The 14643-nt window shown below is 66.3% G+C and carries 14 protein-coding genes and 1 pseudogene; 8 read left to right on the top strand and 7 right to left on the bottom strand.

Going from position 1 to position 14643, the window contains the following annotated elements; translation table 11 throughout:
* Positions 1-42: 42 nt before the first annotated feature.
* Genes ACYQ2W_RS22900 through ACYQ2W_RS22890 form a run of 3 tightly spaced genes read right to left on the bottom strand, consistent with a single transcriptional unit; the run spans position 43 to position 2230 of the window.
* Complete coding sequence (locus ACYQ2W_RS22900; protein WP_459872710.1) at positions 43-696, bottom strand: lysophospholipid acyltransferase family protein; 654 nt, start codon at positions 694-696, stop codon at positions 43-45.
* Positions 697-707: 11 nt separating this feature from the next.
* Entirely contained in the window at positions 708-1625 is a 918-nt protein-coding gene (locus tag ACYQ2W_RS22895) for a phosphatidate cytidylyltransferase (RefSeq protein WP_459872708.1), read from the bottom strand.
* Positions 1622-2230, bottom strand: coding sequence for a CDP-alcohol phosphatidyltransferase family protein (locus tag ACYQ2W_RS22890; RefSeq protein ID WP_459872706.1), 609 nt, complete (start codon positions 2228-2230; stop codon positions 1622-1624). The genes ACYQ2W_RS22895 and ACYQ2W_RS22890 overlap by 4 nt, the downstream gene beginning before the upstream one ends.
* A 205-nt stretch (positions 2231-2435) precedes the next feature.
* Here ACYQ2W_RS22890 and ACYQ2W_RS22885 point away from each other — a divergent pair, with 205 nt between their 5' ends.
* Positions 2436-3920 (top strand): sigma-54-dependent transcriptional regulator, encoded by a 1485-nt coding sequence (locus ACYQ2W_RS22885; protein WP_459872704.1) that lies wholly within the window; start codon positions 2436-2438, stop codon positions 3918-3920.
* Positions 3921-4039: 119 nt separating this feature from the next.
* On the opposite strand, the gene ACYQ2W_RS22880 is transcribed toward ACYQ2W_RS22885, so the two are convergent.
* Positions 4040-4234: a hypothetical protein gene (locus ACYQ2W_RS22880; RefSeq protein ID WP_459872702.1), complete on the bottom strand. Its 195-nt coding sequence runs from the start codon at positions 4232-4234 to the stop codon at positions 4040-4042.
* A gap of 197 nt (positions 4235-4431) precedes the next feature.
* On the opposite strand from ACYQ2W_RS22880, the gene ACYQ2W_RS22875 reads away from it, so the two are divergent.
* Together ACYQ2W_RS22875 and ACYQ2W_RS22870 are read left to right on the top strand one after the other, a co-directional pair.
* Positions 4432-4632 carry a type II toxin-antitoxin system HicA family toxin gene (locus ACYQ2W_RS22875; RefSeq protein ID WP_459872700.1) on the top strand — a complete coding sequence of 67 codons (201 nt, stop codon included), beginning with the start codon at positions 4432-4434 and terminating at the stop codon, positions 4630-4632.
* Positions 4629-4850 (top strand): pilus assembly protein HicB, encoded by a 222-nt coding sequence (locus tag ACYQ2W_RS22870; protein WP_459872698.1) that lies wholly within the window; start codon positions 4629-4631, stop codon positions 4848-4850. Before ACYQ2W_RS22875 ends, ACYQ2W_RS22870 begins: the two co-directional genes overlap by 4 nt.
* A 72-nt stretch (positions 4851-4922) precedes the next feature.
* Here the strand turns inward: ACYQ2W_RS22870 and ACYQ2W_RS22865 are convergent, their stop codons facing one another.
* On the bottom strand, positions 4923-5822 hold the full coding sequence (locus ACYQ2W_RS22865; RefSeq protein WP_459872696.1) for a Tim44 domain-containing protein: 900 nt from the start codon (positions 5820-5822) through the stop codon (positions 4923-4925).
* 408 nt (positions 5823-6230) lie between these two features.
* Between ACYQ2W_RS22865 and prfB the strand changes: the two genes are divergently transcribed.
* From prfB to ACYQ2W_RS22840, 5 genes are all read left to right on the top strand, one after another.
* Positions 6231-7329 (top strand): peptide chain release factor 2 gene (prfB, locus tag ACYQ2W_RS22860; protein ID WP_459872694.1). Its coding sequence is split into 2 segments (ribosomal slippage): positions 6231-6305 and positions 6307-7329, totalling 1098 coding nucleotides; the frame shifts between segments, so codons are not numbered across the junction.
* 42 nt (positions 7330-7371) lie between these two features.
* A complete protein-coding gene (locus ACYQ2W_RS22855; RefSeq protein WP_459872692.1) occupies positions 7372-7722 on the top strand; it encodes a four helix bundle protein in 351 nt (116 codons plus the stop codon).
* 142 nt (positions 7723-7864) lie between these two features.
* Positions 7865-9358, top strand: a complete 1494-nt coding sequence (gene lysS, locus ACYQ2W_RS22850) for a lysine--tRNA ligase (protein WP_459872690.1) — start codon at positions 7865-7867, stop codon at positions 9356-9358.
* 127 nt (positions 9359-9485) lie between these two features.
* The gene (locus ACYQ2W_RS22845) at positions 9486-10781 is read left to right on the top strand and encodes an HDOD domain-containing protein (RefSeq protein ID WP_459872688.1); all 1296 of its coding nucleotides are present in this window, start codon (positions 9486-9488) and stop codon (positions 10779-10781) included.
* Positions 10781-11305 (top strand): hypothetical protein, encoded by a 525-nt coding sequence (locus ACYQ2W_RS22840; RefSeq protein ID WP_459872686.1) that lies wholly within the window; start codon positions 10781-10783, stop codon positions 11303-11305. Before ACYQ2W_RS22845 ends, ACYQ2W_RS22840 begins: the two co-directional genes overlap by 1 nt.
* A gap of 331 nt (positions 11306-11636) precedes the next feature.
* Here the strand turns inward: ACYQ2W_RS22840 and ACYQ2W_RS22835 are convergent, their stop codons facing one another.
* Both ACYQ2W_RS22835 and ACYQ2W_RS22830 read right to left on the bottom strand, forming a co-directional pair.
* Positions 11637-13823 carry a hypothetical protein gene (locus ACYQ2W_RS22835; protein WP_459872712.1) on the bottom strand — a complete coding sequence of 729 codons (2187 nt, stop codon included), beginning with the start codon at positions 13821-13823 and terminating at the stop codon, positions 11637-11639.
* 342 nt (positions 13824-14165) lie between these two features.
* Positions 14166-14642: pseudogene (locus tag ACYQ2W_RS22830) on the bottom strand (WD40 repeat domain-containing protein); the annotation flags it as partial.
* Position 14643: the final 1 nt, after the last annotated feature.

The raw sequence follows: 14643 nt of genomic DNA, 5'->3' as shown, positions 1-14643 counted from the left end.
CCTAGGAGCCTGCATGCTCGTGGATTGCCGCGGTGAACGGACTTACTCCCACGGCACCACCGACGCCTCTTCGCGCAGGGCCGAAAAGGTCGCGGAGAGTCGCGACAGGAAGTCGTCGCGCGCTCCCTCCCAGCGGATCGGTTCACCCACGTAGAGGTCGCAGAAGAAGGGGACGAACAGGGCCTCGCCCCGCGGCAGGGCCTTGCCGAGGCCGTAGAGGAACAGCGACGTCAGCGACACTTGCGGGTGGGCGCGGGCGAGGTGGGCGACGCCCGAGCGCAGTGGCGCCGGTTGCTCGGGCTCGCCGCGCGAGCCTTCGGGGAAGAGGATCAGGATCTCCCCCCGCTCCAGCGCCTCGCTGGCCTCGCCGAGGGGGCGGGTGTGGTGGCGGGGGCGCCGTTCCAGCGGGATGGCGCCGAGCAGGTGGCGGGCGCACCAGGCGGCCAGCGGGGTGCGGAAGAAGTAGTCGCCGGCGGCCACCGGGCGCAACCGCGGTAGCTCGCGCAGCGGGTAGAGGGCCATGATCACCAGGGCATCGAGGTGGCTGTTGTGGTTGGCGGCGAGGATCGCCGGGCCGTTGCGTGGCAGCCGTCGGGGATGGCGGACGTGGACCCCCAGCAGCAGCCACACCAGCGGGCGGATGAGCAGGGCGAAGAGCAGGATCTTCGGCCAATGGATTGATGGAATGCGGCGCATCGTCCCGCTCCCTAGTAATGGAGGTAGTAGAGGAAGTGGAAGAACAGCGGTGCGGTGAAGGTGAGGCTGTCGACGCGGTCGAGGACGCCGCCGTGGCCGGGGAGCAGGTGGCCGCTGTCCTTGATGCCGAGGTCACGCTTCACCGCCGACAGGGTGAGGTCACCGGCGAAGCCGAAGATCGCGATCAGTACCCCCGCCGCTACCGTCTGGTAGCCCGTCAGCGGGGTCAGCCAGGGGGCGATGAACCATGCCGCCAGGGTGGTGGTGAATGCCCCGCCGAGCAGGCCTTCCACCGTCTTGTTGGGGCTTACCCGCGGGGCCGCCGGGTGGCGCCCGAAGCGCTTGCCCCAGACGTATTGGGCGACGTCGTTGAGTTCGGTGAGCAGGATCAGGAAGAGCAGCAGCCCGGTCCCGCCCGCCGGGGAGACCTCTTCCGGCAGGGCCAGCAGGTAGCCGGCGTGGCTGAGGGAGAAGACGGTGGTCATCAGCCCCCACTGGATGGTGGCGGTGGAGCGCAGGAACGACTCGGTCTCGCCGATCAGCACCTTGCGCAGGGCGATGAAGAGGAAGAGGTAGACCGGGATGAAGATGATGAACATCCCGTACCAGCCGGCCGCCACCCAGCCGTATTGCGCCGGGATCGCCAGATAGGCCCAGAACAGTACCCGGCGGTCGCTGCGGCGGGTGGGAATGAGGGAGAGGTACTCCTTCAGCGCGAGGAAGCTGATCAGTCCGAGCAGCCACAGGGTGGCGTTGGTTCCGCCGGCCAGCGCGGCGCCGAACAGGGCGACGATCACCCACCAGCTGTTGACGCGTCGGGTCAGCTCGTCGCGGTTGGCGAGCGGGAGGAGGCGCACGGCGATGGTGGCAATCAGCAGTACGGCGACCGTCGCGGCGAGGATCACGGCGATATGGGGGTGCAGGTTCATCGGGCGATCTCCGCGAGGGCGTTGCGCACCCGGTTGATCAGAGTGGCCAGGGCGAGCAGCGAGAGGATGAGGAGCAGCGGCGTGTCCCACCCCTGGAGGGGGAGACCGAGACCCGCGGCGAGGGCGAAGGCGCCGAACAGCAGTGCCCGGTCGCTCTTGCCAAAGGGGCCGTCGTAGCGTCGGGAGGCACCGATCAGCAGGGCCGCGAGGCCGGTCGTCTCGGCGATCAGGCCGAGGGTCACTGCCGCGACCACCGCTGCCGCCGATATCCCGGGAATCAGGGCCAGGGGGAGATAGAGCGCGGCGTCGGCGAGCAGGTCGCCCGCCTCGTTGAGCAGTGCCCCCAGCGGGGAGGTCATGGCGTGTTCGCGGGCGAGCAGGCCGTCCATCGCGTTGAGCGCCATGCGCGCGAGCAGCACGGCGGGCAGCGCGAGCAGCGGGGCGGCGGCGCCGGGATGAAGGGCCAGCGCGGCCCCTTCGCCGAGCGACAGCGCGAGGGCGGCGACGGTGAGCTGGTTGGGGGTCACGCCGAGTTCGGCGAGCCGGCGCACCGCGGGTCGCAGCAGTCGCTGGAAGGCGGGTTTGAGGTCGTAGACGCTGGCCATAACGGGCCTCCTTTGGGTAGCGTTCGATCGGTTGGCATTCCGGCCGAATCAATGGGTATGCCAATTCTCGTTTTTGTTTATCAACCCATTGATGTTGCGTATTATTTTTCGGTGTGTGGTGCGTAGGGCGGAGCTCATGTCGTGCGGCGTTGGATCGTCTGATGTACATTGCCTGTACATTCATTGATCGATGTGGGAGGCGGCAATGGGCGGGGTGGCGCTGAGCGGCGAGGAGCGGGATTTCCTCGATCGGGTGGTGGAGACCATTTACACCAACCCCTTTTCGGTGACGCGCGAGCTGGTGCGCGGCGAGTTTTCCGGGGGGGCCGATGGTGGGCATCACTTCGCCGCCATCGCGCCGCCGCTGGAGGCGCTGCTCGACCGGCTGGAGGGACGCGGCGTGCGGCGGTTCGACCACTTGGCTGGGGCGGATCGCGACCGGCTGCGCCATGCCTGGCTGTTCCTCGCCTACCACCGCTGCGTGGAGGCGCTGGACGACCACATCGAGGCCCAGATGGCGGCGCCGGAGGAGCCGCAGGCAGTCCCCTTTGCCGGGGAGGTGATCGGTGAACTCACCGCCCGCGGTTTCGTCCGCGCCGAGGCGGTGCGCTACTTCGCCCTCTTTTTCCAGCTACGCCGCGCCTACTACTTCATCGACCGCGCCCTGATCGGTCCCAGCCCCTCCATGGCCGAGCTGCGCCGGGCGCTGTGGAACTGCGTCTTCACCGAGGATGCGCGGCTCTACGACGCCTATCTGTGGAATCGCATGGAGGACTTCTCCACCCTGCTGCTGGGGGAGACCGGCACCGGCAAGGGGGCGGCGGCGGCCATCGGCCGTTCGGGATTCATCCCCTTCGACCCGCGCAGCGAGCGCTTCGCCGAACGCTTCACCGCCACCTTCACCGCCGCCAACCTGGAGCAGTTCCCGGAGGGGGTGCTGGAGTCCGAGCTGTTCGGCCACCGCAAGGGCGCCTTCACCGGCGCCACCGATCACCACCAGGGGCTGTTCGAGCGCTGCAGCCCTTACGGCTCGCTGTTTCTCGATGAGATCGGCGAGGCCTCGGCGTCGATCCAGATCAAGCTGCTGAAGGTGCTCCAGGAGCGCGGCTTCGCCCCGGTGGGGAGCCGCCAGGAGAAACGCTTCTCCGGGCGGCTGATCGCCGCCACCAACCGCACCCTGGCGGAGCTGCGGGCGGGGGGCTTCCGCGACGACTTCTATTTCCGTCTGAGTTCCCAGGTGGTCACCGTGCCGCCGCTGCGCCGGCGGCTGGCGGAGTCGGCCGAGGAACTGCCGCGGCTGGTGGAGCTGCTGCTGGAGCGCACCCTCGGGGCGCCCCACCCGGAGCTCACCGAGCGGGTGCTGGCGGTGATCCGCCGCGACGTGCCCGCCGACTACCCCTGGCCGGGCAACGTCCGCGAGCTGGAGCAGGCGGTGCGCCGGGTGCTGCTCGCCCAGCAGTGCCGGCCGGAGTTGGTGGAGGCGGGCGGTGCGGGGTGGGGGGAGCGGTTGGCGGCGGGGGAGCTGACCGCCCAGGAGCTGCTGGCGGAGTACTGCGCCATGCTCCATCGCCGCTTCGGCACCTACGAGGAGGTGGCGCGGCGCACCGGGTTGGATCGGCGCACGGCGAAGAAGTATGTGCAGCTAGGAACGGGGTCGGGAGAGGAGACGAGGGGAGGGGGTACGTCCTGAAGGTGGTACCGGCGGAGAGATCAAGGCGGCCGCGGGTCGCCCCGGGAATTACGTCGTTTTGGTGGGAGCTATAGGGCGGGCCGCGCCCGCCGCGGCGCTGATGTTGGCACCGATGCCTCCTATTTTCTCCACGCGATTTTGTCGGGACGGTGAGTGGAAGTTCCCATGATGCGCTCTTTCAGGTAGCGGTGAATCGCTTCCGCTTCATATCCCACGCCGCTTTCGCGGGCATCTTGCCGGGCTTCCAAGGCTTCGGCGACGAAAAATGCTCGCCGTGAGTTCATTTGACTATCGGATGTCGAGGTGACGGTCATGATTATGACCCATGTCTGTTGAAGTGAGTACAAGGATACGGTCAATATACAGATTGTTCCAAAGCTGCGCGGGAGCGCGGTTTCTCATGGCGTAAGGCGTTACCTTGATCGGTGATATTGTGTCTGGCCATGCGAGAGGATCTAGAATTGGAGCCTTGATGCGTGGGTGCCTTTTTTCTTGAGGTGTTCAAAGAGGTATGCCGAGAAAACTTCGGGAACTGATCGCCGATCTGGAGCGGAGTGGCTTTCGTCAGATTGGCGGAGGAAAGGGATCTGATCGCAAATTCATGCATGAGGGGTACCCCGGGGCGGTAACTCTCAGCGGGAAATTGGGCGACGACGCGAAACCCTATCAGGAAAAGCAGCTCCGGCGGGCTCTCGACGAGGTGAAGAAATGAAGCGCGGCGATCAGTATCACAAATGGGTGGAGTGGAGCGATGAGGACCAGGCGTATCTGGGGTTGTGTCCTGATCTGATCACGGGGATTCATGGCGATGACCCGGTGCAGGTCTATCGTGAACTGTGCGAGGTGGTCGACGAGGTGATCGAAGCGTGTGATCGGGAAGGTCGGTCACTGCCGCCGGTGAAGGTGCGGCCGATGCGCGAGGTGGCTTGAAGCGATCGCTCCCCAATCTGCAACGAAAAAGGGGCCGCGTCGAGCGGCCCTTTTTCGTTGCGGTAAGCCCCTTTACCTCGCCTGTTCGATCCCCGCCACGAACCACTCCGCCTGCGGGTCGTCGCCGGCGCGGACGATGTGCCAGACCTCGCTGAAGGGGTTGGCGGTGGCGTCGCGCTCCTCGCGGATCAGGCCGCGGTAGTGGACGCTGGCGACAAAGCTCCCTGCCTCCTCGCCGAAACCGGCCAGCTCCGCCTCCAGCTCCACCACCTCGGTGAAGTTCTCACCGGTGATCTCGTGGCGCTCGAGGGTCAGTTCGGCGAACAGCTCCGGGGTTGTGAACTCGCGGATCTCCTTCATGTCGCCGGAGTCCCATGCCGCCTGGAGACGGACGAAGTGGACCTTGGCCTGACGCAGGAAATGCTCGCGGTCGAACCAGCTGGGGAGGGCGTCGGCGGGGCCGCTTGCCGCGCCCACCGCCTCGCCGCGCAGGCCGCCGCCGATGGTTGGGGTCTCGAAGCCGCCATGGGGCTCCTCGGACGCCGCGCGGAACTGGCCGCCGGCATCGCCACCGAGGCCGCCCATGCCGCCGCCCATGGCGGCGCGGGCCGGTTGCGGCCGACGCGACCTCATGAAGAAAAAGATCGCCGCTCCCACGCCCAATAACAGCAGCAGGTCCATGGGCTGGAAGCCCTGGAAGGCGTCGCCGAAGAACAGCGAGGCGAGCAGCCCGCCCGCCGCCAGGCCGGCCAGGGGGCCGAGCCAGCGGCTCATGCCGGAGCGGGCGGGCGTGGCGGTCTGGCGGTAGGGGGTGCTGACGGGCGCCTGTTGGCGTTGGGGCTGGGAGTAGAGGGGGCGCTTCATGCCGAAGCTGCCGCCGCCGCCGAGGCGTTTCGCCTGCGCGTCGGCGGCGATCAGGCCGAGGCCGATGAAGAAGGTGAGGGTGAGCAGCAGGATTTTGCGGGTGATCAAGAGGACTCTCCATCGGTTCGATAACTGGGGACCGAGTGTAGCACTTCAGCTTTTCGAGTCCTCGCGCCAAAGCGAGTTCCCCTTTGGCTATGCGATAAGTCGGGTAGGGTGTGCCGACGCAAGGAGGCGCACCCGTCGGAAAGTGGTGCGCCTCGTACCTCGGCACACCCTACGCCTGCTGCCCCAAAAGGTGCTGAATAGTTACATCCCGAAAAGCAAATGAACCGCAGATTTACGCAGATGACCGCCGATAGAGGTTTGCGCAAATCCGCGTTCATCTGCGTAAATCTGCGTAAATCTGCGGTTGAAAAATTTTGATGCGCGGTCCTCGCGGCCCACCGTTTGGCACCTTCGCCCCTTCGCCCCTCTTCGTGTACAATCCCCGCTTTTCCGAAGACGGCCCCCATCATGTTGGAATTGAATCCGATCGTTAACAAAATCAAAGACCTGCAAGGGCGCGTGGCCGCCCTTAGGGGGTATCTTTGACTACGATGAGAAGCGCGAGCGGCTCGAAGAGGTAAACGCCGAGCTGGAAGACCCGGCGGTCTGGAACCAGCCCGAGCGGGCCCAGAACCTGGGGCGCGAGCGCGCCGCCCTGGAGGCGGTGGTGAAGGGGCTGTCGACGCTGACCGACGGCCTCGGCGATGCCGCCGAGCTGCTCGAGATGGCCGCCGAGGAGGGGGACGAGGAGACCATCGGGGCGGTGGCCGCCGACCTGGAGGGGTTCGAGGCCCACGTCGGCCAGTTGGAGTTCCGTCGCATGTTTTCCGGCGAGATGGACCCCAACAACGCCTTCCTCGACGTCCAGGCCGGGTCCGGCGGCACCGAGGCCCAGGATTGGGCCTCGATGCTGCTGCGCATGTACCTGCGCTGGGGCGAGCGGCGCGGCTTCAAGACCGAGCTGATGGAGGTCTCCGACGGCGAGGTGGCGGGGATCAAGTCGGCCACCATCCGTTTCGAGGGGGAGTACGCCTACGGCTGGCTGCGCACCGAGATCGGCGTCCACCGGCTGGTGCGCAAGTCCCCCTTCGACTCGGGCAACCGCCGCCACACCTCCTTCGCCTCGGTCTTCGTCTCGCCGGAGATCGACGACAACATCGAGATCGACATCAATCCGGCGGACCTGCGCATCGACGTCTACCGCGCCAGCGGCGCCGGCGGCCAGCATGTCAACCGCACCGAATCGGCGGTGCGCATCACCCACAACCCCACCGGCGTGGTCACCCAGTGCCAGAGCGAACGCTCCCAGCACCAGAATAAGGACCACGCGATGAAGATGCTGCGCGCCAAGCTCTACGAGCTGGAGCTGCAGAAGCGCAACGCCGAGGCCCAGGCCCTGGAGGACTCCAAGGCCGACATCGGCTGGGGCAGCCAGATCCGCTCCTACGTCCTCGATCAGTCGCGGATCAAGGATCTGCGCACCGGTCACGAGGTCGGCAACACCCAGGCGGTGCTCGACGGCGACCTGGACGGATTCATCGAGGAGAGCCTCAAGTCGGGGCTATAGACCGGGGAAAAGCGGATGGACCTGCGGGTAAGGAGACCCACCGTGAAGAGCGGGCATTTCGACCAACTCGACGCCTGGAAGAAGAGCCATCTGCTGGTGCTGCGGGTCTACCACCTGACCGCCACCTTCCCCGGTGACGACCGTTTCGACCTGGTCGGTCGGATGCGTCGGGCGGCGGTGGCGGTGCCGGTGCACATCGCCGACGGCTTCGGGCGTGGCGGTGATGAGGGGCTGGCGCTCTACCGCCAAGCGCGGGGCGCCCTGGAGGCGCTGCGCTACTATTTCATCCTCGCCCCCGATCTCGGGTTGGAGGGAGTGCAGCCGCTCCACCTGGAGAAGTGCGACGAGGTGGCGGAGAAGCTCGACGCGCTGATCGACGAAGCCGAGTCCTGAGTCGGGTTGCAACCATTCAGCACGGCGTGGGTTGTTAACCGCAGATTTCGCGGATTGACGCAGATTGACGAGACGAAAATCCGCGTCAATCCGCGAAATCCGCGGTTCACTTGATTTTTCACACTGATCGACGAAGCAGAGAATGACCGAACATACCGAAGAGCACCGACTCATCGCCGAACGGCGTGCCAAGCTGTCCACCCTCCGCGAGGCGGGGATCGCCTTTCCCAACGACTTTCGCCGCGATGCGCTGGCCGCCGACCTCCACGCCGAATATGGCGACAAGGAGAACGACTGGCTGGAGGCCAACCCGGTACGGGTGGCGGTGGCCGGGCGGATGATGGCCAAGCGGGTGATGGGCAAGGCGAGCTTCAGCCACCTGCAGGACATGTCCGGTCGGATCCAGCTCTTCGTCCAGCGCGACGAACTGCCCGAGGGGCGCTACCAGGCGTTCAAGGGGTGGGACGTGGGCGACGTGGTGGGCGGCGCCGGCACCCTGTTCAAGACCAAGACCGGCGAGCTGTCGGTGAAGGTGGACGAGCTGCGCCTGCTCACCAAGTCGCTGCGCCCGCTGCCCGACAAGTGGCACGGGCTGACCGACACCGAGCAGCGCTACCGCCAGCGCTACGTCGACCTGATCATGAACCCCGACGTGCGCGACACCTTCAAGCTGCGTACCGCGCTGGTCGGCTACATCCGCAATTTCCTTAACGGCCGCGGCTATCTCGAAGTCGAGACGCCGATGATGCAGGTGATCCCCGGCGGCGCCGCCGCCAAGCCCTTCATCACCCACCACAACGCCCTACGCATGGACCTCTACCTGCGCATCGCCCCGGAGCTCTATCTGAAACGGCTGGTGGTGGGTGGCTTCGAGAAGGTCTACGAGATCAACCGCAACTTCCGCAACGAGGGGCTCTCCACCCGCCACAACCCCGAGTTCACCATGATCGAGTTCTACGAGGCCTACGCCGACTACATCGATCTGATGGACCTCACCGAGGCGATGCTGCGCGGCGTCGCCGAAGAGGTGGTGGGCAAGACGGTGATCGAATACCAGGGGCTCACCTGCGACTTCGGCAAGCCCTTTACCCGCATGACGGTGAAGGAGGCGGTGCTCAAGTACAACCCCGAGATCGCCGCGGGTGATCTGGACGACTTCGACAAGACCAAGGCCCACGCCGAACGCCTCGGTATCGAGGTTAAGCCCAGCTGGGGCCCGGGCAAGGTGCAGATCGAACTGTTCGAGGCCACCGCCGAGGAGAAGCTGCTCGATCCCACCTTCATCACCGCCTATCCCACCGAGGTCTCGCCGCTGGCCCGGCGCAACGACCTCGACCCGACGGTGACCGACCGCTTCGAGCTGTTCATCGCCGGCCGTGAGCTGGCCAACGGCTTCTCCGAGCTCAACGACGCGGAGGATCAGGCCGAGCGTTTCGCCAAGCAGGTGGCGGAGAAGGAGGCGGGCGACGACGAGGCGATGCACTACGACGCCGACTACATCAACGCCCTGGAGTACGGTCTGCCGCCCACCGCCGGCGAGGGCATCGGCATCGACCGGCTGGTGATGTTGTTCACCGACTCGCCGTCGATCCGCGACGTGCTGCTGTTCCCGCACATGCGTCCGCGCGAGGAGTAGGAAGGGGCTCGCACTGCCTCTTACCCACCAATCGGCCGATTGGTGGGTAAGAGGCAGGGCTTGCCAGCCCCCTGGATTCCCTCAACAATGCCCGCTCCACCCGCCGCGCTTGCAGAAGGGGCTTATCGTGGGCGACAAGACTCCGGCCAACGTGCTGATCGTCGAGGATGAACCGGCGACCCGACTGGCGCTCTCCAAGCTGCTCAGCAAGCGCTTTCCCGGCCTGGTCGTCGACCAGGCCGGGGACGGCGAGGCCGCCAGCCGGCTGATCGCCGAGAAGCCCTACCGGCTGATCGTCTGCGACTGGAACCTCCCGCTGAAACGGGGCGACCAACTGCTCGAGGAGGTTCGCGCCCGGGAGGAGGGTGGCGATACCCCCTTCATCCTGCTCACCGCCCGTTCCGACCGGGCGAGCGTGGTCAAGGCACTCAAGCTGGGGGTCACCAGCTACCTCACCAAACCCTTCGAACGGGACCAACTGCTGGAGAAGCTCGCCCCCTATGTCGGCGAGATCGGCGCCATGGCCGCCTCGGTGGCCGAGGTGGAGGCGAAGAAGGTCGAACGCGAGGCCGCCGCCCACGGCGAGACCGAGAAGTGGGACGTGATGGAGCTGATCGAGCAGATCGCCCGGTTGCTGAAGAGTGGCAAGGTGGAGTTCCCGACCCTGCCCGACGTGGCGATGAAGGTCTCCGAGCTGATGCGCTCCTCGGAGACCGAGGTGGATGATCTGGTGCGCGCGATCCAGGTGGACCCCGGCATCTCTTCCAAGCTGATCGGCGTCTCCAACTCCGCCTTCTATCGTGGCAATTCCCCAAACAAGACCCTGGAGGAGGCGATCATCCGCCTCGGCATGAAGCAGACCCAGAACGTGGTGCTGATGGGCTCCACCGGCAAGCTTTTTACCAGCGACAGCCCCACCTTCAACGAACTGCTGACCAAGCTGTGGCGCCACGCCCTGGCCACCGCGGTCTGCTCCAAGATCGTCGGCGGCGAACTCAGCGTCTCCCAGCCCGAGGTGCTCTTCACCATGGGCCTGCTCCACGACATCGGCAAGCTGGTGGTGCTGCAACTGCTGCACACCGAATACCACGGCCTGAGCATGGAGGAGATCCAGCAGATCCTCGAAGCGCTCCACCCCACCGCGGGGGCGGCATTGCTCAAGGAGTGGCGCTTCCCGATCGAGATCGTCGAATCCGCCTCCTTCCACCACGACGTGGTCCACGGCAAGTTCTCCCTGCTGCTGCACATTGTCGGTTTCTCCAACCTCTACGTCCGCCACCTCGGCTACAGCCTGCTGGAGCCGGGTGAAGACGGCCCGGCCAAGCTGGCCGGGCAGTGCGGCGTCAACCTCAAGCCGGAGGCGCTGGCCGGGCTGGAGGAGCGGGTGCGCGAGGCGGTGGGGCAGCTCAGCGACAAGTTGTGATGTTCGGTTGGATGAGGCGTCGAGGTCGCCGGGCCCGCTTTCCCCTCTTCCTGGGTGATCTGTCGGTCGTTCCGCGATCGGCACTGCTCCGCCTGCTGGAGTTCGACGGGGCGGGCGGAGAGAAGGATATGGCGTTGCGGCGCTGGATCGCGGAGGCGCTTGAGCTGCCGGCGCTGCACCAGAAACGGGATTCCATCTCCGACTATCTGGTCATCGACGTGATGCTCGGTCACTACCGAACGGGAGGGAGTTTCGGTGTGACGGCGGGAGGTCACGGTCTGCTTCTGTTCTGGCGGCCCTGCGTGAAGCTCCACTTCCGGTTGAGGGACGGCGGGAGCGACGACGTGCTGGGCCGTTTTCGTGTTACGAAGAAGATGCGCTGGGGCGAATACATCCGCAAGGCCTTTTCGTGGCGCGGCCTGTTCGGGCTGGGCGGGCTCTCCAGTGATGACGAGATGCGTACGTTGCTGTTGGCTGGGCTGCTGGAAGGCATGAAATGGGCTCGGCGGAGGGCAAGCGCGTAGCCGTCTGCGGCTCATCGCCTTCCATGCCCACGACCTGAACAGGGTCCCCCGCAAGCTGCCGCTGTTGCCGGTAGGAGCGGCCCCGAGGCTGCGATGGCGCCGTTTCCGTTGCTGCCGTCGGTAGGGTCGGATGCGCTGCACTTCGTAGCGATCGCGGCCTGGGGGCCGCGCCTACAGGGGACTGATGGTCGTCATCGTCCTGTAGTGGAGGAGGGCGAGGAGGGCGACGCAGCTGAACGAAACCGCCGCGCCTACCGGAGCGCGCCGGCGCCCGCGAGACGCCCTATGGCAGCAGCGACCCGAGGTGCCTCGATGCCGCTGCCGAAAACCATCAAATCGCCTGCCGATACTCACGCAATACCTGTGCGAACAGCCGTTGCGGCTCCTGCGCCCGGATCGTCTCGACGAACAGTGGCACCCGATAACGGTAGCTCGCCTGCTCGCGGCCGATGACGTAGGCCAACTGCAACCGCTCCAGCAGCCGCTCCAAGCGGTGGCTGGGGATGTCGGCCCCCGCCGCCGCCAACTGCTCGCCGAGCCCGGCGAGGGTGAACGACTCCTGTTCGATGGTGGCGTAGACCACCAGCCGCAGCGCCAACCGCTCGCGCGGCACCTCGCTCAGCTCCTGCCAGCCGGCGAGGTGCCCGCGCAGGGCTTCGCTGTCCAGGGCGCGGCTGACGTCTTCACGGTCGATGGTGCGCTCGCTCGGATCGAGGCCCTTGAGGATCTCGTTGCAGGCGATGCTCACCAGGTTGGCGCGCTGGCCGGTGGCGTCGATCAACCACTTCAGGTTCGCCTCGTCGGCCCAGTGGATCGCCATGGTGGCCATCGGCTTCACCGCCAACTCGCGGCACGCTTCCATTTCAAGGGCACCGATGGTGAGGGTCTCGCCGAAGTTCTTCAGCGGCGATTGGTAGTCGTGGGTGGCGTGGCGGTAGAGCTGCCAGAAGCCGGCGAGGATGAACCAGGCGCGGCCCGACTCGCTGAGGCTGCGCAGCCGGTTGAGCTGCGGGTAGCCCGCCTCGCCGTCGGCGCGGACGAAGCGGTCCGCCTCGTCGATGAGGAAGAGGTGGGGGCGGTCGCTCTCCTCCAGCACCCGCTCGATCGCCGTCGAATCCGTCCCCTCCAACCCCAGGCTGCGCGTCCAGTAAGAGAGCAGGTCGGGGCCGCCGAGGGAGAGGTAGTGGCAGTGGATCTCGTCGCGGCCCCGGTAGTGGCGCTCCAGGGCCTTGAGCAGGCTCGACTTGCCGAGCTGGCGTCCGCCCACCACCAGATAGTTGGCCGGCTCGCGGTTGGTGATGTGGTCGATCAGCCGCTGGCGGCCGAAGAACAGCGCCCGGCGGTTGACCCCGCCGCCGGTCTGGTAGGGGGAGATCTGGCTCAGCTGGATGCGCCGGCTGAGGATTCGCGCCAGCTCCTCCAGGGGCGTCTCGCCGAGCAGCAGGGGGGTGAGTTCCTCCGGTTCGGGGACTGCCAGGCGCAGACCCTCCACTTCTTGCTGCATGGCGCAGAGGGTTCGTTGTACCTCGTCCCGCGGGTGGAGGAGGAGGATCACTTGGCCGCGGAGGCCCGGCTGTGCCCGCAGGATGGAGAGGGCTTCGCCGGCGTCCAGCTCCGCCGCCGGCAGGAAGAGCAGGCAGCGGGTGAGGTTGATGGGGAAGCGTTCGTCGAGGGGGAGGGTGAAGAGGCCCTTTTCCGGGGCCGGAGTTGGTTCCGGAGTGAGGACGAGGCGGTGGGTGAGACGCTCCAGGCGTTGTTGTGGGTCGTCGTGGCTGAAGCGCTCCGCTTCGTTGATTCGCGAAGGTGAGACCCGCACAGACTCCAGTACCGTCTCCCAGCGGCGGGTGCGGCGCAGCAGGGTGTGGGCCTCGGGGAGTTGGGTGAGCGGTAGCGCGAGGAGTGCCTCCGGGGAGCTGGAGACGCGCACGACCAGCGGGTGACGGTAGAGGCGGAGGTAGTAGAGGGCAATCAGGGCTGCAGTCAGCAGGGCGGCGAGGGCGGCGTAGAGTTCCCAGGCGGGTGTCGGGAGTACCACCGACCGGTCGGCGAAGTGCCACTTCAGCGGAGGATAACCTTGCGCCGCGGCGTCGAGGGTGACACGGGTCTTCTCATCGGGGATTGATCCCTCCGGTAGCGGGAAAGCAATCTCCGCCTGTTGGCCCGGATTGATGCGGGGACGGGTGAGGGTATCCAGCGGGTGGTTGAGGCCGGCAATGGCGAGGTTGAACTCGGCGCGTTCCAGCGCCTGTTTCCCGGTGTTGGTGAACTTCGTCACCAACACCGAACTCCCTTCTTCGTTGAGCCAGCGGGTCTCCTGCAAGGCGAGCTGTGGCGTCACCATGGTCACCGGGACGATCGCCTCCAGGGGCTTGCCGCCGTCGTGGGCGTGGTGGAGTTGCAGCTTGAGTTCGGCGTGGGTTCCTTCGGGGGCGTTCCAGTCGCTGAGCCAGCTCACTTCCGCTACCAGTTCCCGCTTCTCACCCGGTTCCAGGACGATTACGGTGTCGGGGCGCTTCACGCTCAGTCGCCGCCCGTTCTCTCCAATCCCCTCGCCGGTGATTCTCAACCAGTAGAGGGGGCCATTTCCGTTGTTTTTTACCTGCAGAGGGATTGGTGTGAAGGTGCCTACCCCCGTTTCCACCGGGAGGGGCTGCTCGGCCCAGGCCGGTTGGCCCGGCTGCGAGGGCTCCGGTGGTAGCCATGGGGTCAGGCGCCCGCTGAGCGGATCACGCAGCCTAATCAGGGTACCGTCGTCGCGGCGGTGGAAGCGGCCATCGTCAGAAAACCAGCACCACAAATCCTCTTGTCCACCCGTGAATAGTGCCCGCCAGGTGGCGTTTGAGGGGCTTGGGTTCCACAGGCGCACGGTTCCGTCGTCGGATGCGCTGGCGAGAGTCTTCCCATCGGGGCTGAAGGCGACGGAGGTTACCCGTGAGGAGTGTCCCTGAAGGGAAGCGACCTGGCGTCCGGAAGCGATATTCCAGAGCCGAACGGTTTGGTCGTCGGATGCGCTGGCGAGGGTCTTCCCATCGGGGCTGAAGGCGACGGAGGTTACCCATGAGGCGTGTCCCTGAAGGGAAGCGATCTGGCGTCCGGAAGCGATATTCCAGAGCCGAACGGTTTGGTCGGAGGATGCGCTGGCGAGGGTCTTCCCATCGGGGCTGAAGGCGACGGAGTCTACCCCTGCGGAGTGTCCCTGAAGGGAAGCGATCTGGCGTCCGGAAGCGATATTCCAGAGCCGAACGGTTTGGTCGGAGGATGCGCTGGCGAGGGTCTTCCCATCGGGGCTGAAGGCGACGGAGGTTACCCTTGAGGAGTGTCCCTGAAGGGAAGCGATG

Source organism: Endothiovibrio diazotrophicus (assembly GCF_054657215.1).
Note: the sequence above shows the minus strand (reverse complement) of the source record. Positions and strands in the feature narration are given on the sequence as shown.